The organism is uncultured Maribacter sp., assembly GCF_963977385.1.
GTDB lineage: Bacteria > Bacteroidota > Bacteroidia > Flavobacteriales > Flavobacteriaceae > Maribacter.
Map to the genome: position 1 here is coordinate 109,839 of NZ_CAXBOU010000015.1, position 24,204 is coordinate 134,042.

The 24,204-nt window shown below is 33.1% G+C and carries 23 protein-coding genes; 13 read left to right on the plus strand and 10 right to left on the minus strand.

What is annotated here, in order from left to right; translation table 11 throughout:
* The first annotated feature begins 87 nt into the window (after positions 1–87).
* A complete protein-coding gene (locus AAC084_RS15465; protein ID WP_339841109.1) occupies positions 88–1,347 on the plus strand; it encodes an aminotransferase class I/II-fold pyridoxal phosphate-dependent enzyme in 1,260 nt (419 codons plus the stop codon).
* 60 nt (positions 1,348–1,407) lie between these two features.
* On the opposite strand, the gene AAC084_RS15470 is transcribed toward AAC084_RS15465, so the two are convergent.
* Both AAC084_RS15470 and AAC084_RS15475 read right to left on the minus strand, forming a co-directional pair.
* Positions 1,408–2,535 carry a GTP cyclohydrolase gene (locus AAC084_RS15470; protein ID WP_339841110.1) on the minus strand — a complete coding sequence of 376 codons (1,128 nt, stop codon included), beginning with the start codon at positions 2,533–2,535 and terminating at the stop codon, positions 1,408–1,410.
* 86 nt (positions 2,536–2,621) lie between these two features.
* Positions 2,622–3,710 carry a transporter gene (locus tag AAC084_RS15475; RefSeq protein WP_339841111.1) on the minus strand — a complete coding sequence of 363 codons (1,089 nt, stop codon included), beginning with the start codon at positions 3,708–3,710 and terminating at the stop codon, positions 2,622–2,624.
* An 87-nt stretch (positions 3,711–3,797) separates the two neighbouring features.
* Between AAC084_RS15475 and AAC084_RS15480 the strand changes: the two genes are divergently transcribed.
* From AAC084_RS15480 to AAC084_RS15495, 4 genes are read left to right on the plus strand one after another with little or no spacing between them, the layout of a single operon-like run.
* On the plus strand, positions 3,798–4,052 hold the full coding sequence (locus AAC084_RS15480; RefSeq protein ID WP_339841112.1) for a DUF4834 family protein: 255 nt from the start codon (positions 3,798–3,800) through the stop codon (positions 4,050–4,052).
* A 32-nt stretch (positions 4,053–4,084) separates the two neighbouring features.
* On the plus strand, positions 4,085–6,520 hold the full coding sequence (locus AAC084_RS15485; protein ID WP_339841113.1) for a YfhO family protein: 2,436 nt from the start codon (positions 4,085–4,087) through the stop codon (positions 6,518–6,520).
* Entirely contained in the window at positions 6,520–7,791 is a 1,272-nt protein-coding gene (locus tag AAC084_RS15490) for a glycosyltransferase family 4 protein (RefSeq protein ID WP_339841114.1), read from the plus strand. Before AAC084_RS15485 ends, AAC084_RS15490 begins: the two co-directional genes overlap by 1 nt.
* Positions 7,791–9,245, plus strand: coding sequence for a lipopolysaccharide biosynthesis protein (locus AAC084_RS15495; RefSeq protein ID WP_339841115.1), 1,455 nt, complete (start codon positions 7,791–7,793; stop codon positions 9,243–9,245). The genes AAC084_RS15490 and AAC084_RS15495 overlap by 1 nt, the downstream gene beginning before the upstream one ends.
* Here the strand turns inward: AAC084_RS15495 and AAC084_RS15500 are convergent, their stop codons facing one another.
* On the minus strand, positions 9,246–10,274 hold the full coding sequence (locus AAC084_RS15500) for an AI-2E family transporter (protein ID WP_339841116.1): 1,029 nt from the start codon (positions 10,272–10,274) through the stop codon (positions 9,246–9,248).
* A gap of 153 nt (positions 10,275–10,427) precedes the next feature.
* Between AAC084_RS15500 and AAC084_RS15505 the strand changes: the two genes are divergently transcribed.
* Positions 10,428–11,312 carry an RluA family pseudouridine synthase gene (locus AAC084_RS15505; RefSeq protein ID WP_339841117.1) on the plus strand — a complete coding sequence of 295 codons (885 nt, stop codon included), beginning with the start codon at positions 10,428–10,430 and terminating at the stop codon, positions 11,310–11,312.
* A gap of 64 nt (positions 11,313–11,376) precedes the next feature.
* Here the strand turns inward: AAC084_RS15505 and AAC084_RS15510 are convergent, their stop codons facing one another.
* The gene (locus AAC084_RS15510) at positions 11,377–12,588 is read right to left on the minus strand and encodes a hypothetical protein (RefSeq protein ID WP_339841118.1); all 1,212 of its coding nucleotides are present in this window, start codon (positions 12,586–12,588) and stop codon (positions 11,377–11,379) included.
* A gap of 156 nt (positions 12,589–12,744) precedes the next feature.
* Positions 12,745–15,525 carry an excinuclease ABC subunit UvrA gene (uvrA, locus tag AAC084_RS15515; RefSeq protein WP_339841119.1) on the minus strand — a complete coding sequence of 927 codons (2,781 nt, stop codon included), beginning with the start codon at positions 15,523–15,525 and terminating at the stop codon, positions 12,745–12,747.
* A gap of 243 nt (positions 15,526–15,768) precedes the next feature.
* Between uvrA and AAC084_RS15520 the strand changes: the two genes are divergently transcribed.
* From AAC084_RS15520 to AAC084_RS15535, 4 genes are all read left to right on the plus strand, one after another.
* A complete protein-coding gene (locus AAC084_RS15520) occupies positions 15,769–16,350 on the plus strand; it encodes a sigma-70 family RNA polymerase sigma factor (protein WP_339841120.1) in 582 nt (193 codons plus the stop codon).
* A 74-nt stretch (positions 16,351–16,424) separates the two neighbouring features.
* Positions 16,425–16,568 carry a hypothetical protein gene (locus tag AAC084_RS15525; protein WP_339841121.1) on the plus strand — a complete coding sequence of 48 codons (144 nt, stop codon included), beginning with the start codon at positions 16,425–16,427 and terminating at the stop codon, positions 16,566–16,568.
* A gap of 398 nt (positions 16,569–16,966) precedes the next feature.
* Positions 16,967–17,548 (plus strand): sigma-70 family RNA polymerase sigma factor, encoded by a 582-nt coding sequence (locus AAC084_RS15530; RefSeq protein ID WP_339841122.1) that lies wholly within the window; start codon positions 16,967–16,969, stop codon positions 17,546–17,548.
* Positions 17,549–17,619: 71 nt separating this feature from the next.
* Complete coding sequence (locus tag AAC084_RS15535) at positions 17,620–17,763, plus strand: hypothetical protein (protein WP_339841123.1); 144 nt, start codon at positions 17,620–17,622, stop codon at positions 17,761–17,763.
* A gap of 15 nt (positions 17,764–17,778) precedes the next feature.
* On the opposite strand, the gene nth is transcribed toward AAC084_RS15535, so the two are convergent.
* Entirely contained in the window at positions 17,779–18,441 is a 663-nt protein-coding gene (gene nth, locus AAC084_RS15540; RefSeq protein WP_339841124.1) for an endonuclease III, read from the minus strand.
* A gap of 55 nt (positions 18,442–18,496) precedes the next feature.
* Between nth and bcp the strand changes: the two genes are divergently transcribed.
* Positions 18,497–18,949 carry a thioredoxin-dependent thiol peroxidase gene (bcp, locus tag AAC084_RS15545; protein WP_339841125.1) on the plus strand — a complete coding sequence of 151 codons (453 nt, stop codon included), beginning with the start codon at positions 18,497–18,499 and terminating at the stop codon, positions 18,947–18,949.
* 87 nt (positions 18,950–19,036) lie between these two features.
* On the opposite strand, the gene AAC084_RS15550 is transcribed toward bcp, so the two are convergent.
* Positions 19,037–20,497 carry a TonB-dependent receptor gene (locus AAC084_RS15550; RefSeq protein ID WP_339841126.1) on the minus strand — a complete coding sequence of 487 codons (1,461 nt, stop codon included), beginning with the start codon at positions 20,495–20,497 and terminating at the stop codon, positions 19,037–19,039.
* Between the two features lie 170 nt (positions 20,498–20,667).
* Between AAC084_RS15550 and AAC084_RS15555 the strand changes: the two genes are divergently transcribed.
* A complete protein-coding gene (locus AAC084_RS15555; RefSeq protein ID WP_339841127.1) occupies positions 20,668–21,444 on the plus strand; it encodes an MBL fold metallo-hydrolase in 777 nt (258 codons plus the stop codon).
* Between the two features lie 2 nt (positions 21,445–21,446).
* A complete protein-coding gene (locus AAC084_RS15560) occupies positions 21,447–21,941 on the plus strand; it encodes a hydrolase (protein ID WP_339841128.1) in 495 nt (164 codons plus the stop codon).
* Here the strand turns inward: AAC084_RS15560 and AAC084_RS15565 are convergent.
* The 3 genes from AAC084_RS15565 to AAC084_RS15575 are packed head-to-tail and all read right to left on the minus strand — an operon-like array spanning position 21,938 to position 24,193.
* Complete coding sequence (locus tag AAC084_RS15565; RefSeq protein WP_339841129.1) at positions 21,938–22,597, minus strand: alpha/beta fold hydrolase; 660 nt, start codon at positions 22,595–22,597, stop codon at positions 21,938–21,940. The genes AAC084_RS15560 and AAC084_RS15565 overlap by 4 nt on opposite strands.
* Positions 22,598–22,601: 4 nt before the next feature.
* Positions 22,602–22,931, minus strand: a complete 330-nt coding sequence (locus AAC084_RS15570) for a hypothetical protein (protein ID WP_339841130.1) — start codon at positions 22,929–22,931, stop codon at positions 22,602–22,604.
* 2 nt (positions 22,932–22,933) lie between these two features.
* Complete coding sequence (locus AAC084_RS15575) at positions 22,934–24,193, minus strand: dihydroorotase (RefSeq protein WP_339841131.1); 1,260 nt, start codon at positions 24,191–24,193, stop codon at positions 22,934–22,936.
* Positions 24,194–24,204: the final 11 nt, after the last annotated feature.

Here is a 24,204-nt window from a genome sequence, read left to right on the forward strand (position 1 = left end):
GGTTTATAGCCCACTTTTTTGCATTGTAAATAATTTATGAATCCTAATCAAATTTATTTACTTTTGCAAACAGAACTGAATTAAGCAATGAGAGACTTATTTGATAGAATTTTACAGAATAAAGGCCCTTTGGGTAAATGGGCTTCACAAGCTGAAGGATATTTCGTTTTTCCTAAATTAGAAGGTCCTATTTCCAATAGAATGAAATTTCAAGGTAAAGATGTTATTACTTGGAGTATCAATGATTATTTAGGCTTGGCAAATCTTCCTGAGGTTAAAAAAGTAGATGGCGAAGCAGCTGCTGAGTATGGTTCAGCTTACCCGATGGGAGCTAGAATGATGAGTGGTCACACTGAATTTCATGAGCAATTGGAAAAAGAATGTGCTGCTTTTGTTGAAAAAGAAGCTTCTTATTTATTGAATTTTGGTTACCAAGGTTTTATGTCAGTTATAGACGCCCTTGTAACTAAAGACGATATCATTGTTTATGATGTAGATTGTCACGCGTGTATTATCGATGGCGTTCGTTTACATATGGGTAAACGATTTACTTTCGTTCACAATAACACAGAAAGTCTTGAAAAGAACTTAGAGCGTGCTACTAAGATGGCAGAACAAACTGGAGGAGGTATTTTAGTTATTTCTGAAGGAGTATTTGGAATGCGAGGAGAACAAGGTATTCTTAAAGAGATAGTTGCTCTTAAGAGTAAATTTAATTTCCGTCTTTTAGTTGATGATGCACATGGTTTTGGAACGTTAGGAAAAACAGGTGCAGGAGCAGGACAAGAGCAAGGAGTGCAAGATGGTATTGATGTGTACTTAGCTACTTTTGCTAAATCAATGGCTAGTATTGGTGCTTTCGTAGCTGCTGACCAAGGTATTATTGACTATTTAAAATATAACCTACGTTCACAAATGTTCGCTAAATCATTGCCTATGGTTTATGTGAAGGGAGCATTGAAACGTTTAGATATGTTACGTACCCAACCTGAGCTTAAAGCTAAATTATGGGAGAACGTAAATGCGCTTCAAAATGGATTAAAAGAAAATGGTTTTGATATAGGTACAACTACAAGTTGTGTAACCCCTGTTTATCTTAATGGTAGTATACCTGAGGCGATGGCATTAGTGAAAGATTTAAGAGAAAATCATGGTATTTTCTGTTCTATCGTAGTATATCCGGTAATACCTAAAGGTCTAATACTTTTACGTTTAATACCAACTGCTACGCATACATTACAAGACGTAGAGGAAACTTTAACAGCATTTTCATCTATTCGTGAGCGTTTGCAGAACGGGACTTATAAGAGGCTATCTGCTGCAGTTGCAGCGGCAATGGGTGAATAAAACCAAATTGTTATATAATTTTAAAAAGCCCAGTATCAAATGTGATACTGGGCTTTTTAATTATGCTTTATTCAATGCCTTTCTATAGGTTCTTCTACGTTTATAGATGACAGGGTCGAAATGTTTCCACATTTGTTTAATGGCTAAGTTCTCTTCAAGTTCAGGTGTTCTAAAGCACATATCAATATCTTTTTCGGTAAAGGTTTTGTAATACTCATTAAATATTACTGCCGTAACCCCTTTATTCTGATATTCAGGATGTATACCTACGAGATAAAAAATTACGTCCTTGCTATTCTTCTTTGCTTTTAGAAGGTGATATAATCCGAATGGAAATAATTTTCCATTGGCTTTCTGTAGCGCTTCAGAAAATGAAGGCATTACTATAGCGAAAGCAATTAGTTTATCATCTTTGTCCTTAATGAATTTTATGTACTCAGGATTGATAAAGCTGATATACTTCTTTTTAAAATATGCTTTTTGAATTTCTGTAATAGGAACGAAAGATGACAAACTAGCGTAGGTTTCATTGAAAAGGTCGAACATTTCATCTGCCATGGGCATTACTTCCTTTGTCTTGGTGAAATTAACCTCCTTTAAACCATAACGTCTTTTTACTAAATCGTTCAATTTTGAAAAAAGTTTCGGATCCGCATTCTTTGCTGGAAACTTATTTTCCATGTATTCCTTTTCCTTTACAAAGCCTAAATTTTCATAATGGTCTTTGTAATAGGGGTGATTGTACCAAGTAATCATGGTTCCTATATGGTCGAAACCTTCGACCAAAACACCTACTTTATCTAAATTTGAAAAGCCTACTGGGCCTTCCATATATTCTAAGTTGTGTTGATTTCCAATTTCAGCTACCTTATCTAAAAGTGCTTTTGAAACTGATGGGTCATCAATAAAATCGAACCATCCAAAACGCATTTTCTTTACCTTTTGTTGGTTTACTTCTAAGTGATTTAAAATGGCAGCAACACGCCCTACCAACTTGTCTCCATCAAAAGCTAGAAAGAACCAAGCTTCGGCATCTTTAAAAACAGGATTTTTATCCTTATTAAAACTTTCCAGTTCATCATTAATAATTGGGGGTACCCAATATTTATTGTTTTTGTAAAGTGAAAAAGGAAAGGTAACAAAGCGCTTTAGGTCTTGCTTTGTTTTAGCTTCATGTAGTGTGATCATTGAACTTCTTTAGAAGTATCAATATTAGGAATATTAATCAGAACAGAAAAGAGGTAAGAATGAAAAATGATTAAGAGGTAAATGTCTTAAAAGTCTATCTCGTTACTCTCTTTGTTTTTCTTTTTCTTTTTTTCTTCCTTCTTTAATTTTTTAAGTTGCTTTTTGGAAGGACCAAGGTCAATATCTTCAGCGCCGCTACCATTATTCTTTTTCTTTTTGTCCTTTTTCATGGCCTTTTTATCAATAGCGCCACCATTTTGGTCTGCCTCTTGGTCTTCTATAGGTTTTAGGCTATCCTGATGAAAATCCATTCTGTATGAACCTCCTAGTCCAATGAAAATACGGGAAGGTGTGTTTTTTAAACTTGCACCCATGTTAAAATCTAATTGTAAGTTTTCTTTCAATAAATGGGCAATACCTCCTCTAATCAATAGGTCGGCGTATTGATCGCTTTGTATACCTTGATGCTCAACAAATACACTCCACTTCGGATTTCTAAAGGCGTGAGATAGGGATATTAAATAACTTAATTCTGGGTCATCAGAACTAATACGGTCTAAAGCAGTATTGGTAATCAAAACAAATCTCGGAGTTATACGACTTTGTGTAGCAATCATACCTCGGTACGATAGCGTTGGTTCACCCACATAAAAAGGGTTGTCGCCAATTACAAAATTAGCACCACCGTACAAGGAAACTGCTGGTATTAAATTTTTAAGCTGAAATTTATTATTTGCTCTCCAACTATAAAGATTTGGTTTATTAGCCTCCTCACTTTTAAAAGGGTCATAAATTAAATATTTAAGTCCTAAACGATTTCTTGAGAAATCTCTTCGTTTTGCAAGTAGGTTAAAATTAGAATACGTTATATCCTGGTCTTGAAAAGTACCTTCATAATTAAGTTCTAGTCGCTCAAATAACAATCCGTATCGTAATGAAATATCACTGCCCCAAATATCAGATTGGGTGTTCAGTAATGTGTGATCACGCTGCTCATAGAACACTCCTAATTCTGCTTGAACTACATTTTTTCCAACAGCATATGCACTTACCGAAAGGCCTGGTCTGTTTGAGTTTATAACATCTGTATATTGTGAAATACCAACTAATGGTAAAAATAAAAGAATGCTTAATACGTATTGATATGATTTTGAGTAGACAAATAGACTATTCATGAACACGATTTTATATTTATTTTAATATTATGATTCTATGTTATACAACGTGATAATTGTATTTTTGATATACATAAGCAGTAATAAATGGCTTTTTTAAAAACTATATTGATAATTCTTTTGGTGTATTACCTACTAAAATTTTTAGTACGGTTATTTGCGCCAAAAATTTTAAGCTACGCAGCGAAGAAAACAGAATCACATTTTAAGCAAGCTTTTGACACGCAACGTGCTTCAAGTGAAGAAAATGTAGGAGACGTTATAATAAATAAAAAAACTTCTAAGAAAAAAGCTGATTCTGAAAAAGTAGGTGAATACATTGATTTTGAAGAGCTAGACTAGTTATCTTTGTAAAAACACTACTTATTTAGCAAATGAAGCAAGGCTTAAAATTCTTTTTCATCCATTTTTTTGTTATTGTATTTTTTATAATTGCTGCTTTGGCATACTTCAGCCCTGTTCTTCAAGGTAAGGTAATGTACCAGCATGATATTGCTCAGTATACTGGGATGGCCAAAGAACAGAACGATTTTAGAAAATCTAATGATCAAGAACCATATTGGACAAATAGCGCATTCGGTGGTATGCCGACTTATCAGTTAGGAGCAAATTATCCTCATAATTATATTAAGAAATTAGATCGTTTAATTCGATTTTTACCAAGACCTGCAGATTATCTCTTTTTATATTTCATAGGATTCTACATTCTTCTGTGTTGCTTAAAGGTTGATTATCGTTTAGCAATAGTCGGAGCATTAGCCTTTGGTTTTTCAACATACCTTATAATTATCTTAGGTGCAGGGCATAATGCAAAAGCACATGCCGTAGCTTATTTACCTGTTCTATTGGCAGGGATTGTTCTTGTTTTTCGAAAAAAATATCTTTGGGGCTTTGTTTTAACGGCCTTGGCAATGGCCTTAGAAATTACTGCTAACCATTATCAAATGACGTATTACTTTATGCTACTTGTACTTGTTTTGGGTATGGTGTATTTGGTTTATGCCATAAAGGAAAAACAAATAAAACATTTTTTTATTTCTGTTGGCATCTTGCTAGTAGCAGTTACTCTTGGTATTGCTGCTAATGCAACGGGATTAATGGCGACAAAAGAATATGCAGATTGGAGTACACGTGGTAAAAGTGAATTAACCATCAACCCAGATGGTTCTGCAAAAGAAGATACTGGCGGATTAAGTAAAGGGTACATAACCAATTGGAGTTATGGAATTACTGAATCATTAAACCTGTTTGTGCCACGTCTTTTTGGTGGGGCAAGTCAGGAGAATTTAGGTGAAGATTCTAAGTCCTTTAATTATTTAATTGATAAAGGTTTGCCAAGGTCTAGTGCTTTAAATTTTGTAAGTGGTTTGCCTTTATATTGGGGTGACCAACCTGGTACATCTGGTCCTGCATATTTAGGGGCCGTAATATTCTTTCTATTTGTTTTAGGATTGTTTTTGGTGAAAGGAAAGCATAAATGGTGGCTATTAATTGGATCTTTATTATCCTTGGTTTTATCATGGGGTAAAAACTTTAGTGTACTTACCGATTTCATGATAGACTATTTTCCGTTGTACGATAAGTTTAGAGCGGTTTCATCAATTCAGATAGTATTAGAGCTTTGTGTGCCAATTTTGGCAATTCTAGCTTTAAAAAAGTTATTCATGGATAAAGTACCGCAAGGGGATAAAATGAAATCTTTGACTTTAGCTGCTGGAACGGTTTTAGGAATTGGCGTATTATTATTTGTATTTAAAGGAGCTTTTGACTTTGTTGGTGTCTCTGATGATAACTTACGAATGACTGGGTTAGAAGAGCTACCAGAAATGTTACGTTTAGATCGGATGAGCGTTTATACAAGTGATTTACTTCGTTCTTTAGGTTATGTATTGGTAACTTCTTTATTGATTTGGTTTTATTTGAAGGAGAAATTAAAAATGAATCTCGTAATTATTGCTATTGGTGTATTAGTGGTAGTTGATTTAGTCGGAGTCGATTTACGTTATGTGAACAATGATAATTTTGTATCTAAACGTAAAATGTTGGAGCCTTTTCAAGAATCTGCGGCAGATAAACTGATTGCTAAAGACGATGGTGTATTTCGTGTTTTTGACCAAACAGACGGATTTGATTCAGCAAAAACAGCATATTTTCATCAAAGTATTACAGGGTATCATGCAGCGAAACCTGCTGGTATGCAAGACCTTTTTGATTTTCATATTTATAATGGAAATCTCACGGTTTTAAATATGTTGAATATTAAGTATGTAATTAGAAAAGATGAAGAAGGCAATTCTTTTCCAATTGAAAACCCAAATGCCAATGGAAATGCTTGGTTCATTAAGGAACTTAAACCTGTTGAAAATGCTAATGCTGAAATTCTGGCTTTAGATAGTTTAGATTCCAAAAGTAGTGCAGTTTTTAATGCTTCAATAAACAAGGATATTTCACAATTGAAGTATCCGGTTGATTCTACAGCATCAATTTCTTTAATCGATTATGAGCCAAATCATCTTACGTACGCTTCAAAGAATAGTAATGAAGGTGTTGCCGTTTTTTCTGAAATGTATTATGTGAATGGATGGAATGCTTATATAGATGGTCAAGAGAGCGATTACTTTAAAGTTGATTATGTGCTTAGAGCTTTAACAATTCCTTCGGGAGAGCATAAAATAGAATTCAAATTTGAACCAGAAGTAGTAGTTCAAGGAAGTAAAATAACTCTTGCTAGTACTATTTTGTTAGGCTTAGTTATTGTTGGGGGATTAGGTTTTTCTTTTTGGAAGGCTAAAAAAGAGGAAGAAGAATAATGAGAAAGGTTTTGGTCATTACTTATTATTGGCCACCTGCTGGCGGACCTGGTGTACAGCGTTGGCTCAAATTTGTTAAGTATCTCAGAGATTTTGATGTTGAACCCGTACTATATATTCCTGAGAGCCCACATTATCCCCTGACGGATGAATCCCTTTTAAAAGATATACCGAACAATTTAACTATATATAAGCATCCTATAAAGGAGCCTTATCGACTAGCTTCATTGTTTTCAAGTAAGAAGACCAAGCGTATTAGTTCAGGTATTATACAATCTAAAAATCAGTCTTTTATTGAAAGAGTTTTTTTATGGGTGAGGGGTAATCTCTTTATTCCCGATGCTCGAAAATTTTGGATAAAACCATCAGTTAACTATTTAAAAGATGTTTTAGAAAAAGAAAGTATCGGTACAATAATCACTACCGGCCCACCACACAGTGTGCATTTAATTGGATATCATTTAAAACAAATAAAATCTCTAAATTGGATAGCAGATTTCAGAGATCCTTGGACTACTATAGGCTATCATAAAAAGTTAAAACTCACTTCACTCGCAGAAAAGAAACATAAGCGCTTAGAATCTAAAGTACTTAATTCAGCAGATAAAATTATAGTGACTAGTGAGACCACTAAAAACGAATTTCAGCAAATTACAAATCAACCGATTAAAGTAATTACAAATGGTTTTGATGGTGATATATCAAGCAATCAAAAGCTTGATGATAATTTTACTATTTCTCATATTGGTTCTATGCTTACAGGACGAAACCCTGTTAATTTATGGCGGGTTTTATCTGAGTTGACGAAACAGAGTATTGATTTTAAAAAAGCCTTAAAACTTCAGTTTATTGGTGTAATTAGTGATGATGTATTACAAACGATAAATGATTTGGACTTGCAAGAAAATATTCAAATTATCGGATATGTTTCACATGAAGAAGCTTTAGAATATCAAAAAACTTCTCAAATTTTGTTATTGGTAGAGATTAATTCACTAGAAACAGCAGGTATAATTCCAGGAAAGTTATTTGAATACATGGCTGCCAAGCGCCCCATTCTAGGTGTAGGTCCCCAAAACTGGGAAGTTGCTGATATTATTAAATCAACCAAATCAGGATTCATATTTGAACATTCTGATGACATTACCCTTAAAAACGTACTTTTAAATTGGTTTGAACAATTTAAGAAAGGGGAATTATCGGTTTTGTCAAACGATATTGAACAATATAGTAGAAGAGAACTCACTCGAAAATTGGCTGAAAATATTTAATGGGTATCATACTAAAACAATCATTGAACAACACCATTGTAACCTATATTGGTTTTGCAATAGGAGCAGTCAATACATTGTTTTTGTACACAAATTTTATGCAGCCTGATAACTACGGGCTAATTCAAGTTATTTTATCGGTTTCTGCGGTATTGATGCCTATTCTTGCTTTTGGAGTGCCTAATAGTTTAGTTAAATTCTATTCTAGCTTTAAAACTGATAGTGGTCAAGATGGATTTTTAACCTTAATGTTATTGCTTCCCTTGGTTCTCATAATACCTATTGGAATACTAAGTTATTTTGCGAATGAAGCCATTGGTAATTTACTATCAAAAGAGAATGCCGTAGTTCGAGATTATGTGTGGCATATCTTTTTTGTAGGTATGGCTATGGCCTATTTCGAAGTGTTTTATGCGTGGGCACGAATACGAATGAAATCGATGTTCGGTAATTTTATGAAAGAAGTTTTTTGTAGAATCGCTCAAACTCTATTGTTATTGCTATTATGGTTTAAGATAATTGATATTGAGTTTTTTATCAATGCATTGGTAGGGTGTTATTTGCTACGAACAGTAATCATGAAATTTTATGCTTACCGTGTACGGAAGCCTAAACTCAATTTTAATTTACCTCAGAACTGGCAAAATATAGTAAAATATAGTGCTTTAATTATTTTAGGAGGTTCTACTGCCATTGTACTTTTGGAAGTTGATAAGGTAATGCTAAATAATTTTCTTAAAATTGAAAATGTAGCCTATTATGCAGTTGCTGGTTTTATAGCATCGACAATAGCTGTTCCTTCGCGAGCTATGCATCAAATAACATATCCTTTAACGGCGAAATATTTAAATGATAAAAATAAGCCTGCTCTAAAAGAATTGTATCAAAAAAGTTCTTTGACACTTTTCATCGTTTCAGGTTTGCTTTTTCTTTTGATACTGCTTAATCTAAATGATTTATATGAATTGCTGCCCGAAAAATATTCCGGAGGTTTTATGATTGTTTTTTGGATAGGATTGACAAAGGTTTATGATTCTCTTTTGGGTAATAATAATTCCATATTATTCAATTCAGACTACTACAGTTCTATTTTGTTTTTCGGAGTTTTATTGGCTGTTTTGGCAATTGTTTTCAACTTATGGCTTATACCAACTTACGGCATAGATGGTGCTGCAATAGCTAGTTTCACTGCGTTTTTCATCTATAATACATTGAAATTAGCCTATGTAAAGATTAAATTTAAAATTGTTCCTTTTACACATGAAACCTATAAAGTTCTTGCTTTATTGGTTATTGTGGGAGTGATATTCTCAACATTTTCTCTTCCTTTTCATCCTATAGTAAACATTGCCATAAAAAGCATATTAATGATAGTTATGTATTTAGGTGTTCTATATAGATTTAAGATATCTGAAGATGTATATGGTTTTTTAAATAAATACTTAAGTCGTTAATTACATCTTAGCTTCTACTTTTTGACGAGAGGTTTGTATTCCGTATTGCTGCTTATAAATCTTTACTATAATTAAGAAAAGACTTATAATTAGTGGACCAAAAATAAGACCGACAAACCCGAATAGGGGTATACCAATTAATACTCCAATTAATGTGATTAGCGGATGTATACTATCGAGTTTTTTTAATACGAATAAACGAATTACATTATCTGTCAAACCAACTACTAAAATTCCGTAAAGCAATACTCCCCATGCTTGAAAATCATTACCACTTGCTATACTTAATACAAATACAGGAAATATACCAATGAAAGTTCCTATAAAAGGAATCATGGAGCCTATGGTTACGATAACAAACCAGAATAATGGATTTTCGATTCCGAAAATAAAAAAACCAATAAGTGCAATAATACCTTGAGCCAATGCCACCAAAGGAATTGCTATTGCATTTGAACGTACAACACTATCTATTTCTTTGCCTAATATTACTAAAGTTTTATTGCTCAAGGGAAGGTATTCTAGTAATGATTCCTTTAATTGTTTAGGACTTATTAACATATAATAAAGTATGAATAGGAGTATACCTAGTGAAATAATCATATTAAATGTTCCAGAAGCGAAACCCTGTAAATTTTCAGTTAGCCAACCTGATGCTTGCTTAGGATCTATGGTAGAGGAAACATCATACTGTATATATTTTTCAAGTTGAAATATTTGTTCTTTTAAAGCTTTGGTTACCTCTTCAGATTTATCTGCCAAATTTCCTAATTCAGAACTTAACATTAAAACAGCTCCTGATAAGGGTATAAAAATACCGATGGTTGCTGCGAAAATAAGTAGTAAAGCTGCCCTGGATTTCTTTATACCTTTGTTGATTAGCTTTATCATCCATTTTCTTAGAATAACATATAGGGTAAGAGCCCCCAAAACCCCAGATATATAGGGTAACATATATTTTATAATCAACCCTCCTAGAAATATGATAAGTAACAGAATTATAAGCTGTCTAATAATTTTATGATTCATTCTTTTCATCTTTACGGTATAACTGAACTATTTTAAATTTGAAGAAAAGTTAAATTTATAATGCCGTAATAATTAACCCACATCCTTAATTTTGTAATTCAAAAATTACTTAGTAGATCTAATTGTAATACTATCTACTATAGTTTCACCAATATGCAATTAGTAGAAACACATATCGTAGCGTTTAATTTGCAAGTAGAAAGACTACAAGAATATGGGGTAGGGGTGTTCAAAAGAATATCTTCTAAATCTGCTTTGAAAAAAGCTATTAAGAAGAAAATGGTTTTTGTGGATGGTAAGGTTGCAACTACAGCAACTTTTATTAAAGGAGGAGAAAGAATCGAATATCATTATAACTCAGATAACGAAACGGAAACGCGCCTTAAGTTAAAACTTGAGGTTATTTATGAGGATGATTATTTGGCGATAATTAATAAGCCAGCGGGAATTTTAGTAAGTGGAAATAGCTTTAAGACGGTAGCTAATGCCTTGGGTCAAAACTTGAAGGCAAGTCCTGTTTTTGATGCGGTACAACCACAACCTGTTCATCGTTTAGATTATGCAACTACAGGTTGTCTTATGGTAGGTAAAACCAATACATCAATAACCGCTTTAAATCAATTATTTGAAAGCAGGCAGATTGATAAAACATATTTTGCAGTTACCATTGGATGTATGAAATCATCAGGATTGGTAGATATACCTATTGATGGAAAAGTGGCTATTTCATCCTATCAAGTTTTAGAAAGTATTGCTTCTGAACGATTTGAATGTTTGAATTTGGTTAAGTTAAGTCCTAGATCAGGTCGACGACATCAGTTAAGGAAGCATATGTTGGCACTTGGAAATCCTATCTTAGGTGATGCAACATATTATTTAAATGATTTACTTTTAAAAGGAAAGGGACTTTATTTACAGGCGCATTCTTTGGGGTTTACACATCCTATTTCGAAAGAGAAAATGTATATAAATTCGCCGTTTCCTAAAAAGTTTAAAAAGTTATTTCTAAATCCTGTTTCTGATAATAGGGAAATATAAAGAAAGCGCCGCAATGAACGTATTCATTACGGCGCTTAACAACTAACCAACCTAAAAACTATTTTTAATTTCTTCTACTACTTCTTGTTGTAGCTGATCTTGAAGTTGTGCTTCTTAAAGGAGCTTTACTTACTGATCTAGAACTTGAACTTCTACTAATTTTACTTTGACTTCTAGACGGACTTTTAGTCGCGGTTCTAGCAGTACTAGTACGTTGAGTTCTAGTATTCTTAGCAGTTCTTGTATTTGCACTTCTGCTCACTGGTTTTTTATACGTAGTAGTACTTCTTTTTACAGTTGAACTTCTTGGGGTACTAGTTACCTGTCTTTTAGTAATCGTTCTGTTTGGTGTACTACGTACAGCTGAGTTATTACCTCGCTTAACCGTTCCATTATTAGAAGAACTTCTAGCTACTGTTCTACTTTGTGCAGATCTACCACTGTTGGTATTACTACGTCTTACTGTAGTTGACCTGTTTACTGTTGAACTTCTACTGGTTCTTGTTTTGTTATTAGATGCTATTGCTCTATTGCTTTTTATCGCATTATCTCTCTTTGCAACACTTCTGTTACTTCTATAAGAGTTGTTTCTTACAGCAACACGTTTATCGTTTCTGTAAATAGTAGCTCTTTCATTTCTTACCTTGTTATATCTATATTGCTTACCAACATTTACATAAGATTTTCTATAATTATTTCTATATGGGCTATAGTAAGAATATCTAATAGGTGTATAATGTCTTCTATAAGGACTATTATATACGAAACTGAAACCTATTGCTGGTCTTACAAACCATCTATGAAATGGTCGATACACATAGTTTCTATTATATATGTTGATATAACCAGTGTGGTAATCATAAAAACCACGGTTGTTATAATAAACATTCATTCCACCAACTCTACGTACACGGTTGTTTAAGTAATTGATATCTACATCACCAATTTGATTAACACGACCATAATAGTCATAATAAATGGGAACATTTTCAACTTGTATCACCGCACCATAATCATCATACTGAGCATATGGGCTATAATCAAAACCAGAGTTAAAGGTTACACCGTTTCTGCTACCAGTTATTTGATTATCAATATAGAAATCAAATTCACCGTCAGGATATACAGAAAATGTAATTCCATTTTCTATAAAAATAAATGAGTTGTCGTATCTATAAGCATTGCTGGTAGCAACCTTATCTTCTTTAATACTTGTAGCGAAAACACCTGTAGTGCCTAAAATCATCGCCGTAAAAAGGAGTACTAATTTCTTCATGATATAAGGTTTTAAATTTTGAGTATAAATATTCACACTCGGTTAACATATTACAAACAACGTGCCAAAAAAATAAAAATTCCATTAAAATATTGATTATCAATACTTTAATGGAATTTATAAGTTTGAGTTTTACTGAAATTTTATGCTGTATTCCTAATTTAGCTTACCTTTTAAATACCCAGCAGTAAAAGATTTTTTGCTTTTGGCTACCTCTTCTGGCGTGCCCTCAGCTAGTAATTGCCCACCATTTTCCCCACCACCCGGGCCAAGGTCAATAATATAATCGGCACATTTTATTAAGTCTATGTTATGTTCTATTACAACAATTGAATGTCCCTTTTTAATTAGAGCATTAAAAGATTTCAATAGTTTTTGAATATCATGAAAGTGTAATCCTGTAGTAGGTTCATCAAAAATAAATAAGGCTTTATCCTTTGTACTTCCTTTTATTAAGAAAGAAGCCAATTTAATACGTTGTGCTTCACCCCCAGAAAGAGTAGAGGAGGATTGCCCCAATGTCACATACCCTAAGCCGACGTCTTGTAATGGTTTAAGCTTAGTTACAATTTTGGTCTGCTCTCCATTTTCAAAAAATAGGATTGCATCGTCGATGGTCATATTAAGAACATCATCAATATTGGCATTGTTGAAAGTAACTTCTAACACTTCTTTCTTAAAGCGTTTACCTCCACATGTTTCACATTCTAAATGAACATCGGCCATGAACTGCATTTCTACCGTAATCTCCCCTTCACCTTTGCATTTTTCACATCGGCCACCATCCACATTAAAAGAAAAATGTTTCGCCTGGTAATTTCTAATTTTGCTTAATTTCTGACTAGCATATAAGTTTCTAATATCATCATATGCTTTAATATAGGTAACCGGATTAGAACGTGAAGACCTGCCGATTGGGTTTTGATCTACAAATTCTACATGCTTTATATGTTTGTAGTTTCCTTCTACAGAAATAAATTGACCAGCCTTTTCGCCATAACCACCTACTTCCTTTAAAATAATAGGGTAAAGTAACTTCTTTACCAAGGTACTTTTTCCACTACCAGAAACTCCAGTTACCACAGTAAGCATATCTAGCGGAAAGGTTACATCTATATTTTTAAGGTTATGCTCTCTAACACCTTTTATTGTAATGTGGTTTTTAGAAGTTCTTCGTTCTTTCGGAACCTTAATTTCCATTTTACCATTAAGGTATTGCGCCGTTAGAGATTTAGATTTTAATATTTCTTTAAGCGTTCCTTGTGCAACAACTTTTCCACCATGTGTACCAGCCTCAGGTCCTATATCAATAACCATATCTGCTGCTTTCATGATATCTTCATCATGTTCAACAACAATTACTGTATTTCCTAAATTCCTTAGCGATATAAGAACCTCAATAAGGTTCTCGGTATCTTTTGGGTGTAGACCTATACTTGGCTCATCTAATATATACATAGAACCCACCAAGCTACTTCCTAAAGAGGTCGCTAAATTAATTCGCTGACTCTCACCACCAGAAAGAGTATTTGATTTACGATTTATGGTAAGGTAATCTAGACCTACCTTTTCTAAAAAACCAAGTCTCGTATTTATTTCTATCAATAATCTGGATGCAATGGTAGCATCATTTTTATTCAGCTTCAGTTCGTTAAAGAAAACAATCAATTTTTCAATGGATAAACCTACTAATGATGAAATAGATGCTCCACCAACTTTTACATAATCAGTTTCTGGTCGTAAACGCTTTCCATTACAGACATCACATTTAGTTTTACCACGATACCTAGATAGCATGACCCTGTTCTGAATCTTATAACTTTTCTCTTCCAGCATTCCGAAGAACTTATGTAAACCGATAAAATGGTCATTACCTTTCCATACCAACTGTTGTTGTTCTTCCGATAATTCGAACCATGGTTTGTGAATGGGGAAATCAAATTTATAAGCAGAATTCACCAATTGGTCACGGTACCAGCTCATGCTTTCACCTCGCCAAGGAAAAATAGCATTTTCAAAAACAGAAAGAGCAGTATTTGGTATTACCAAATCTTCGTCTATACCAATTACGTCACCGTAGCCTTCACATTTTGGACAGGCACCATAGGGGTTATTAAAACTGAACAAATGTACATTGGGCTCAAGAAAGGTTATTCCGTCCAGTTCAAACTTATTACTGAAGGGCGTCTGATTTCCGTTACCTAATTCTTCAATAATACAATTACCCTTACCTTCAAAGAAAGCAGTGTCAACCGCATTTGCCAGTCGGTTGTAGAAATCTTCATCGTCTTTGGTGATTATTCTATCTATAACTAGATCAAATGTTTTGCCAATATCTTCTGGAGCTTGGTCGATACGAATAACCTTGCCTTTGTTTTTAATACGAGCATAGCCTTGTTTCGAAAATAACTCCAACGATTTTATCGCATCTCTATCATCTCTTATGGTTATTGGGGCAAGAAGTAATAGTTTAGTTTGCTCTTTAAAAGTTCTTACATGATTAACAACATCAGTTACAGTATGCTTTTTTACTTCCTTACCAGAAACAGGAGAAAACGTTTTTCCAATACGTGCATATAAGAGTTTTATATAATCATAAATTTCTGTAGTTGTACCTACTGTAGATCTTGGGTTGGTAGAATTTACCTTTTGCTCAATAGCAATAGCAGGGGCAATACCTTTTATATAATCAACTTTCGGTTTATCTAACTTTCCTAAAAACTGTCTTGCGTAAGAAGAAAGACTTTCTACATATCGTCTTTGACCTTCTGCATATAGAGTGTCAAAAGCTAAACTAGATTTTCCAGACCCAGATAATCCGGTAATTACAACAAGTTTATTTCTAGGAATTACAACATCTATATTTTTAAGGTTGTGAAGTCTTGCTCCCTTAATTATGATGTTTTCTTTCGGATTTATTTCGGCTAATGTAGGCATACAAATATCTAAGTTTACAAAGATACGCTTTGCCTTTTTTCTGAACTAAAAAATGCAGTTTATCTAAAATACAGTAAGAAACTTTCACATTTTTATAAGAGTATTTATTTTTTTATATCTTTGAGATCTTATAAAAATTCAATTAGCCTATATAGCAACATTACTTTTTTAAAGTTAGAATTTAACCACTGGACCCTTATTCATTGAATTTGGGGCTACATTTTAACCCTTAAAGTAAAGTTTATGGTAGTGAAAATTGAAGATTCCCAATTAGTTAAGCAATATATACAAGGAGATGAAAGAGCGATTGAAGCACTTATCAATCGTCATAATTCTCGTCTTACAGGTTTTATCTACTCTAAAGTAGGTGACCGCGAATTAACCGAAGATATTTTTCAAGATACTTTTATGAAGGTCATTCGTACCTTAAAGAAAGGAGCTTATAATGAAGAAGGTAAATTTTTACCTTGGGTAATGCGTATAGCACATAACCTTGTTATTGATCATTTTAGAAAGCATAATAGAATGCCAATGTATAATAGCAAGGAAAGCTATAATATCTTTTCTCTGTTAGGTGATGATAATTTGAATGCTGAAAAGCAACTGATTAAAGAGCAAATAGATTCAGATTTGTTGAAGATGATTAAAGAGCTGCCAGAAGATCAACAAGAAGTTTTAGAAATGCGTATATATAAGGATATGAGTTTTAAAGAAATTTCTGATAATACTGGTGTGAGTATTAATACTGCATTGGGCAGAATGCGCTACGCTTTAATTAACCTCAGAAAGTTAGTAGAGGCAAATAGTATTGTTTTAACGAATTAATAGGTTACAGGTCGAGTGGATCTACTATCTTCATTCATGTGTCGTTCTTTAGTTGAACCTAAACAACAAGAATCATGGAAAAAATTTACACAAAGAATAAGAATAAAACTGTTTTAGTAAAGACCAAACCTGAAACGATTCAGTTTTTACTATCTTATTCTAAATCCTTAGAAATAATAGAAGCAAATGGTTTGCAGTTTGAAAGTAACTTAAACTAAAACCACTTTACAATAATATATAACCCTTAGGCTTTGCCTAGGGGTTTTTTCGTTTAAGCCTATGATTTAAGGTAATTAGATGTTCTTGAAACTTGCTTATAAGTAAAATACATCTACTTAAATGATAAGAATTGTACACATCTATTATATGGTTACTATATGTACCATTTATTTATGTTCAGAATTTTGGTCTCTCAAATTTGCGCTCTGAACTTTCCAAATTGGCTTTTATTGTGTCGAAATATACTTTTTCGATGTTTCACATCAAAAAAGCGTGGTTTGACAACATACTTTTTTGCACAGCACCCCTTTTCTCTAGTTTTATATCAGAAATAAAAAACAAACCATTTAACTAACAAGATTTTCCCAATCTTAACCAATTAAAGAAAGTAACTCGTATGAAACTACAAATTGAAGACTCAGAATTAGTTAGGGATTACATCAGCGGTAAAGAAAGTGCCTTAGAAGTATTAATCAACAGACACAATCAACGTATTACTAGTTTTATCTATTCTAAGGTTTTAGATAGGGATATCACAGAAGACATTTTTCAAGATACCTTTATTAAGGTAATCAAAACCTTGAAAAGAGGTAAGTATAGTGAGGAAGGTAAATTTTTACCTTGGGTAATGAGAATTTCTCATAACCTTATTATAGATCACTTCAGAAGAAATAAGAGAATGCCAATGTTTGAAGGTAGTGATGACTTTAATATTTTCTCTGTAATTGGAGATGATAAGTTAAATGCCGAAAAACAATTGATAAAGAATCAAATCGATACCGATTTAAGACAATTGGTTGAAGAATTACCGGATGATCAAAAAGAAGTTCTTTTAATGCGTATCTACAAGGATATGAGTTTTAAAGAAATCTCGGAAAATACAGGAGTAAGTATTAATACAGCTCTAGGTAGAATGCGATATGCATTAATTAACCTTAGAAAAATCATTGAAAAAAACAATATAGTTCTTACTAATTAAGAGTAGCGGAAAATAGAATAAACAATATTTCCAAATTTGCGTCGTTATTTTAGTGTAACAACGTAGGAAGTATGGAAAAAATTTACTCTAATTACCAAGAACAGACCGGATTTAATAAAGTATGTCCTAAAACAATCAACTTTTTGTTGAGTTATTCACAGGCACTTTTTGAATTTGAGCACGAAGATTTAAGTTTCGAAACCTTTTTAAACTAATAAAAAAACCCGCAATTAGCGGGTTTTTTTCTTTTTATAGTATTCATTTAATACTGTTTTTCTCCCAATTGTCTTTGTAATAACATCCTTCTCCATATCCCAACCTCTAGCCGGCGAATATTCGCGACCATACCATATAATTTGTAAATGAAGATCATTCCAAATTTCTTTTGGAAATAATCTTTTTGCATCTTTTTCTGTCTGAACCACATTTTTTCCATTGGTAAACCCCCATCTATAAAGTAATCTATGAATATGGGTATCAACAGGAAAAGCGGGAATACCAAATGCTTGTGATACAACTACACTCGCAGTTTTATGACCAACGGCAGGTAGTTCTTCTAAATATTCTAGCTCTTGAGGCACAATACCGTTATGTTTATCAATCAAAATTCTTGAAAGTCCGTGTATACCTTTTGCTTTCATAGGAGATAATCCTACTGGTCTTATAATGGTTCTAATTTCTTCAACGCTTAATTTAACCATATCATATGGGTTATCAGCTTTGGCAAATAGCAGAGGAGTAATTTTATTTACGCGCACATCTGTACATTGGGCAGACATTAAAACCGCAATCAGTAGGGTATAAGGATCTTTATGATCTAAGGGAACAGGAATTTCGGGGTAAAGTTCTTGTAGTTTCGAAATTGTAAAAGCTATTTTTTCTGCCTTAGTCATTAATTGTTTAATTTTGAGTGATAATATTTAAACACAAATTTATAAAACTTCACTTATGAATACGTTAAAAATTGGCGATAAAGTACCCTCGTTTACAGCTAAAGACCAAGATGGTACTACCATTAGTTTAGAAGATTATAAAGGGAAAAAATTAATCGTTTTTTTCTATCCAAAAGCAAGTACACCTGGTTGCACTGCCGAAGCCTGTAATTTAAGGGATAATTATAAAGAATTGCAAGCTGAAGGTTATGAACTTTTAGGGGTAAGTGCAGATTCTGAAACTAGACAAGCGAAATTTAAAAGCAAATATGAATTTCCATTTCCGTTATTGGCAGATGAAGACCATACGGTAATTAATGCTTTCGGAGTTTGGGGACCTAAGAAGTTCATGGGTCGAGAATACGATGGTATTCATAGAAAGACTTTTGTAGTAGATGGTGATGCTCTAGTGACTAAAGTTATAGATAAAGTAAAGACAAAAGATCACGCTGCTCAGCTTTTAGAATAGTTGATTCTATAGTGTGGAATACAAAAATCGCTCATTAGTTAATGAGCGATTTTTGTATTTAATTATTTAATAATAAGGGTTTTGTGATTAAGAATCGTTGGCCTCTACTTCTATTGTTTTTCTAGCGAAAAGATTTTTTTGTTTAATTATTTCAGCAATACCTTCTGGCAACATTTCTTCCCAACCCTCTTCATTGTTCATTAATTTTTTAAGAACATCTCTAGAGAATATATGCATCACATCAGGTTCATAATCGATGATGTCCATAACTTTGCCGTTGTATTTAAAGAACTTGTATAATTCTTTCATACGTGGATGAACCTTAACATTGTTGCTAGTCATAATCTGACCTGTATCAGTATTTTTCATAGGGTAGAGGTAAACCTGTAAATCTTTAAAGAAAAGCTTACCAAATGCCTCCAGAATTCCTCCACTTAAATGACGATAATATTTTTCATCGAAAATATCTACCAAATTGTTAACACCCATGGTAAGACCAATTCTATTCTTTGTAAAGTTGTTAAAGTATTCAACTAACTTATAATATTCTTGAAATTTAGAAATCATTACAGAATGTCCTAATGAACATAATAATTCTGCCCTGTCCATAAAATCTTGCTCATCAATTTCTCCTGAAGCTTTTAAGTTAGAAAGGGTAATTTCAAAAATAACGATAGTATTATTTTGGTCTACTTGTTTATCCCTAATAAAAATGTCATATGATTTCTCGAACATATCCAAATTCACTTTGGTAACAGGTCTAAAACTACCACGTAATGCCAAGATGTTTTTCTTATAAAGTACAGCTGCCGGTAAAAGATTATTGCCATCAGGACCAAACATAACTGCATCTGTCATATCATTTTTAATAAGTTGCAAACTCATTAATCGGTTATCTACATCCTTAAAATTAGGACCTGAAAAGTTAACCATATCGATTTCTAATGTATCCTTATCTATATGGTCATATAGATATTTCAACATTTTTTTTGGCTTATGATATTTGTAAAAAGCACCATAAATCAAATTGACACCAAGAATACCTAAGGTTTCTTGTTGTAATCTAGCTTCATTTTGTTTAAATCGAATATGAAGGATAATTTCATCGAACTCCTTTTGATTAGGATCTAGCTGATAGCGAATACCTACCCAACCATGACCTTTATAACGTTTTGAAAAATCAATTGTAGCAACGGTATTGGCATAAGAGAAGAATAATCTATCGGGATGGTTATCACGACTAATTCGTTCTTTCATTAATTGCATTTCATGATCAAGCATTGTTTTTAAACGTGCTTGTGTCACATAACGTCCATCAGTCTCAATACCATAAATAGCATCGCTGAAATCTTTATCGTATGCGCTCATTGCTTTTGCAATGGTACCAGAAGCTCCACCGGATCTGAAAAAATGACGGGCAGTTTCTTGCCCTGCACCAATTTCTGCGAAAGTTCCATATATATCTGGATTCAGATTTATACGTAAGGTCTTTGCTTTTATTGAAGGAATATTTTCAAAGACACTATCTCTTTTTAATACGGATGCCATTTTTTACCTGTTTAGCTTTTAACAAAGTTATAAAGAATGGTTGTTACAAAGGGCAATAGCCCGAAAAAAATGGTATAAGTTTCGGTTATTGTTTTAATTGCTAATTTATTACCACGATCTTATAATTTTGAAACCCATATTTTATTAAAAAGGAATTAAATTTGTAGCACATGACAGATGATTTACGTGTTACTTTTTTAGGAACGGGAACTTCTCAAGGTATTCCAATCATTGGTAGTACCCATCCGGTTTGTTTAAGTGATAATCCAAAAGATAAACGTCTTAGAGTATCTATATTACTATCCTGGAAAGATTATAATTATGTGATTGATTGTGGTCCGGATTTTCGACAACAGATGTTACGGCAAAGTGTTGGTCATCTTAATGGCATTTTATATACTCATGAACATTCCGACCATACTGCAGGTCTTGATGATATTCGTCCTTTTTTCTTTAAGCAGGGGGATATTCCTATTTATGCTCATAAACGTGTAGTGAAATCTTTAAAAAAACGTTTTGGCTATATTTTAAATGAAAAAGATAAATACCCTGGTGCGCCATCGGTTCATATTAATAAAGTAAAAAATAAAGTATCTTTTTTTATTGGTGATAAAGAAGTGACGCCTATTAATGTACTACATAATAAGCTTCAGGTTTTTGGATATAGGGTAGGGGATTTCACTTACCTCACTGATGTGAAAACGATTAAAGAAAAGGAAATTGAAAAAATTAAAGGATCTAAAGTCGTTGTTGTAAATGCATTGCGAATAGAACCACATATATCACATTTTAATTTAGCCGAGGCACTCGCATTTATTGACAAGATAAAACCAGAGAAAGCTTATTTAACACACATAAGTCATTTACTAGGTTTTCATGACGAGGTCGAGAAAGAGTTACCTAAGAATGTACATTTAGCTTACGATAATTTAACTATTACCTTATAACTATGAAAAGCAAAATATTCCTTTACCTGTTTTTATTTGTTTCTTTAATCTGTTTATATCTATTCGTTAGTAGCGGTAATTTTGCTGAAGCGAGTGATAATAGAATTTCTAAATTGCAAAGTGAAATAGAGATGCTGAAAGATTCTGTTCAGAAATCTAATTTGAAAGTATTGGATATGCAGTATTTTTCGTTGGAGAACAACGATGATGCTCTTGCTTATTTTGACCACCTTAAATTAGATAATCCTTCAGGTTATGTTGCTGATAAACTATTGGAAACCAATGAGCAAAAAGGAGATAATCCGTTAGTGCCTTATGAGGGAATGCAAAACGATTTTAAGATAAATAAAATTAAAGTACTGAATCACAAATGGATTCTAACCGATTTTTCCGATGGAAAATATTGGGGTGAATTATTGATTAAGTACGACTTAAAAGATGACTTAGGGGTAGATTTTACCCTGGTTGATCATTTGTTATATACTCGGAGTAATTAAATTTTACCAGTAATCCATTTTTTTAGAGAATAGAAGTTTTGAGGTGCAACACCATGCCCCGCAGGAAACTCTTCATAAATATATTCGATACCTAATTCTTTTAAAAATTTAGGAGCTTTTCTTGCCCAATCCACTGGTATAACTTGATCCATATCACCATGAGAACAATAGAAACTTAAATTTTTGAAGTCATTTTCGGCGTACGAATCTTTTAATATTTTTTCATTGATATAGCCACTTAAAGCGATAATATTTTTAACCTTCTCAGGATAGGATAGGGCAACGGCATAACTTAGAATGGTACCTTGACTAAACCCAAGTAAGTTTACATTTTGCTCATCTAAACCATAGGTAGAACAAGCCTCATCTATAAAACTCTTAATTTTATCACGAGAATCAATAGCTTGATCATCATCGCTCCATTTTCCTTTTTCTGCATCAAAATTTATGGCATACCATGCATATCCGTACGGTTGTAAAATGTAAGGTGCACGTACAGCTATAATACATAATTCTTCAGGTAATTCTGGGGCGAAAGAAAATAAATCTTCTTCATTGCTACCATAACCATGTAACATAAAAAGTACTGGTGGTTTTTTATCGGTAAGGCTAGATGGTCTTATAATATGTTCTAAAGATAGGGGAGCTGTTGTCATTGAATTATTGAATAAAAGTGAACCATTTTTGAAAATACGGACCTACTATTGGGACCTCTTGTTCTTTATCGCTTAGGGCTCCTAAAAAGCCATAAACCCAAAGTACGATATAACAAAGGTAAAGACCGTAAAGTGCGTATTGGTTAAACCAGACACTTGAAAATAAGGCGAAACCATGAAACATTAAATGTAGCCCGAATGCTTGACGTGTATGAAATCTTGCAAAACGATGCTTTGGTTCCATATTCATCGACAATGCTATGATGGCTCCAATGATGGTTAGGTAAGCAATAATTGCTGTAGTTTTTCCTGGTATGTTATTCTTGTTTTCCATTACTAATTGTTAACTACTAATTGATTGTTCGCAATGGTGCCCATTACTTTACCTTTCATTTTTTTGCCCAAAGCAATTGAATTTTTACTGGAACTAAAAATATGCTCTTCAGAAAATTCGAAAGTATCATCAGGATTAAAAAGTGTCAAGTTTGCTACTTGACCAACTTCAAGTTTAGGTACTTCCATTCCAAAAATAGACCTTCCTTTGGTTAATAAAGTAATTGCTTCTTCGATTCCTAGTAATTCGTTCAACATTCCGAAGATACTCTCAAGTCCTATAGAACCAAAATCAGCGTTATCAAATTCAACGTGTTTTAGTTCTATATTTAAAGGGGTATGATCAGATGTTACCAAATCTATAGTACCATTCTTCAACCCTTTTTGTAACGCTTTTATATCTGATGCCGTTCTTAAAGGTGGCATTACTTTATATTCAGTATCAAAATCTTGAAGTTCATCATCTGTAATTGATAAATTATGTGCAGCAACACTACAGTAGACCTCTAAACCTTTCTTCTTGGCTTCTGCGATTAATTTAACTGAATTTGATGTTGATATTGTTGGTATAAATAGTTTACCGCCTGTATATTCAAGAATAAATAAATCTCTTGCTACCTGTAATTCTTCTGCCAGAGCAGGAATTCCTTTTAAGCCTAATTTTGTGCTATTAATTCCTTCGTTTACGATTCCCTTTCCAGAGATGGTTTTATCTAGCGGAAAAGAAAAAACTAAGCCTTCAAAATTCTGTGCATATTGTAAGGCAATCTTTAGAAGATTAGCATTAGACACTGGGTGTTTGTAATCATAAAAGCCTAGTGCACCCGCATTTTTCATATCATAAAGCTCAGCAAGAGCTTCACCATCACCTTTTACGGTAAGGTTGCCTAAGGGATGCAAATTTGTCAATTGATCCTTAGCTGCACTCTTAAGATATACTATATCAGAAGACGAATCTGGTGTAGGATGACTACTAGTATTTAAAATCACATCTGTGAAACCACTTTTAGCAGCTGTAAGTAATCCGTTTTCGATTGTTTCTCGCTCTTCATAACCTGGTTCTCCAAAACTTACACCGCTATCGAACCAACCAATCGAAACATGAAGGTTGTTTATTTCAATCACCTTGGTTTTTCCTGTAGGCTCAATAGAAGTTTCAATAGCTTCAATTACTCCGTTCTTAATAAGAATATCCCTTTTTTTAAGGTGAAGACTCTTAGTGCTCCCATTTACTATCGTTACTGATTTTAAAAGTGTATTCATAGGGTCTTGGG

Bases quoted from the DNA above. Each gene is read 5' to 3' on its own strand.
- AAC084_RS15500 (WP_339841116.1), bottom strand. From the start codon at position 10,274: ATGAATCATAAAATTATTAGACAGCTTATAATTCTGTTACTTATCATA.
- AAC084_RS15575 (WP_339841131.1), bottom strand. From the start codon at position 24,193: ATGAATACACTTTTAAAATCAGTAACGATAGTAAATGGGAGCACTAAG.
- AAC084_RS15485 (WP_339841113.1), top strand. From the start codon at position 4,085: ATGAAGCAAGGCTTAAAATTCTTTTTCATCCATTTTTTTGTTATTGTA.
- AAC084_RS15505 (WP_339841117.1), top strand. From the start codon at position 10,428: ATGCAATTAGTAGAAACACATATCGTAGCGTTTAATTTGCAAGTAGAA.
- AAC084_RS15495 (WP_339841115.1), top strand. From the start codon at position 7,791: ATGGGTATCATACTAAAACAATCATTGAACAACACCATTGTAACCTAT.
- uvrA (WP_339841119.1), bottom strand. From the start codon at position 15,525: ATGCCTACATTAGCCGAAATAAATCCGAAAGAAAACATCATAATTAAG.
- AAC084_RS15465 (WP_339841109.1), top strand. From the start codon at position 88: ATGAGAGACTTATTTGATAGAATTTTACAGAATAAAGGCCCTTTGGGT.
- AAC084_RS15560 (WP_339841128.1), top strand. From the start codon at position 21,447: ATGAAAAGCAAAATATTCCTTTACCTGTTTTTATTTGTTTCTTTAATC.
- AAC084_RS15480 (WP_339841112.1), top strand. From the start codon at position 3,798: ATGGCTTTTTTAAAAACTATATTGATAATTCTTTTGGTGTATTACCTA.
- AAC084_RS15570 (WP_339841130.1), bottom strand. From the start codon at position 22,931: ATGGAAAACAAGAATAACATACCAGGAAAAACTACAGCAATTATTGCT.
- AAC084_RS15510 (WP_339841118.1), bottom strand. From the start codon at position 12,588: ATGAAGAAATTAGTACTCCTTTTTACGGCGATGATTTTAGGCACTACA.
- AAC084_RS15475 (WP_339841111.1), bottom strand. From the start codon at position 3,710: ATGAATAGTCTATTTGTCTACTCAAAATCATATCAATACGTATTAAGC.
- AAC084_RS15565 (WP_339841129.1), bottom strand. From the start codon at position 22,597: ATGACAACAGCTCCCCTATCTTTAGAACATATTATAAGACCATCTAGC.
- AAC084_RS15555 (WP_339841127.1), top strand. From the start codon at position 20,668: ATGACAGATGATTTACGTGTTACTTTTTTAGGAACGGGAACTTCTCAA.
- nth (WP_339841124.1), bottom strand. From the start codon at position 18,441: ATGACTAAGGCAGAAAAAATAGCTTTTACAATTTCGAAACTACAAGAA.
- AAC084_RS15525 (WP_339841121.1), top strand. From the start codon at position 16,425: ATGGAAAAAATTTACACAAAGAATAAGAATAAAACTGTTTTAGTAAAG.
- AAC084_RS15530 (WP_339841122.1), top strand. From the start codon at position 16,967: ATGAAACTACAAATTGAAGACTCAGAATTAGTTAGGGATTACATCAGC.
- AAC084_RS15535 (WP_339841123.1), top strand. From the start codon at position 17,620: ATGGAAAAAATTTACTCTAATTACCAAGAACAGACCGGATTTAATAAA.
- AAC084_RS15470 (WP_339841110.1), bottom strand. From the start codon at position 2,535: ATGATCACACTACATGAAGCTAAAACAAAGCAAGACCTAAAGCGCTTT.
- bcp (WP_339841125.1), top strand. From the start codon at position 18,497: ATGAATACGTTAAAAATTGGCGATAAAGTACCCTCGTTTACAGCTAAA.
- AAC084_RS15490 (WP_339841114.1), top strand. From the start codon at position 6,520: ATGAGAAAGGTTTTGGTCATTACTTATTATTGGCCACCTGCTGGCGGA.
- AAC084_RS15520 (WP_339841120.1), top strand. From the start codon at position 15,769: ATGGTAGTGAAAATTGAAGATTCCCAATTAGTTAAGCAATATATACAA.
- AAC084_RS15550 (WP_339841126.1), bottom strand. From the start codon at position 20,497: ATGGCATCCGTATTAAAAAGAGATAGTGTCTTTGAAAATATTCCTTCA.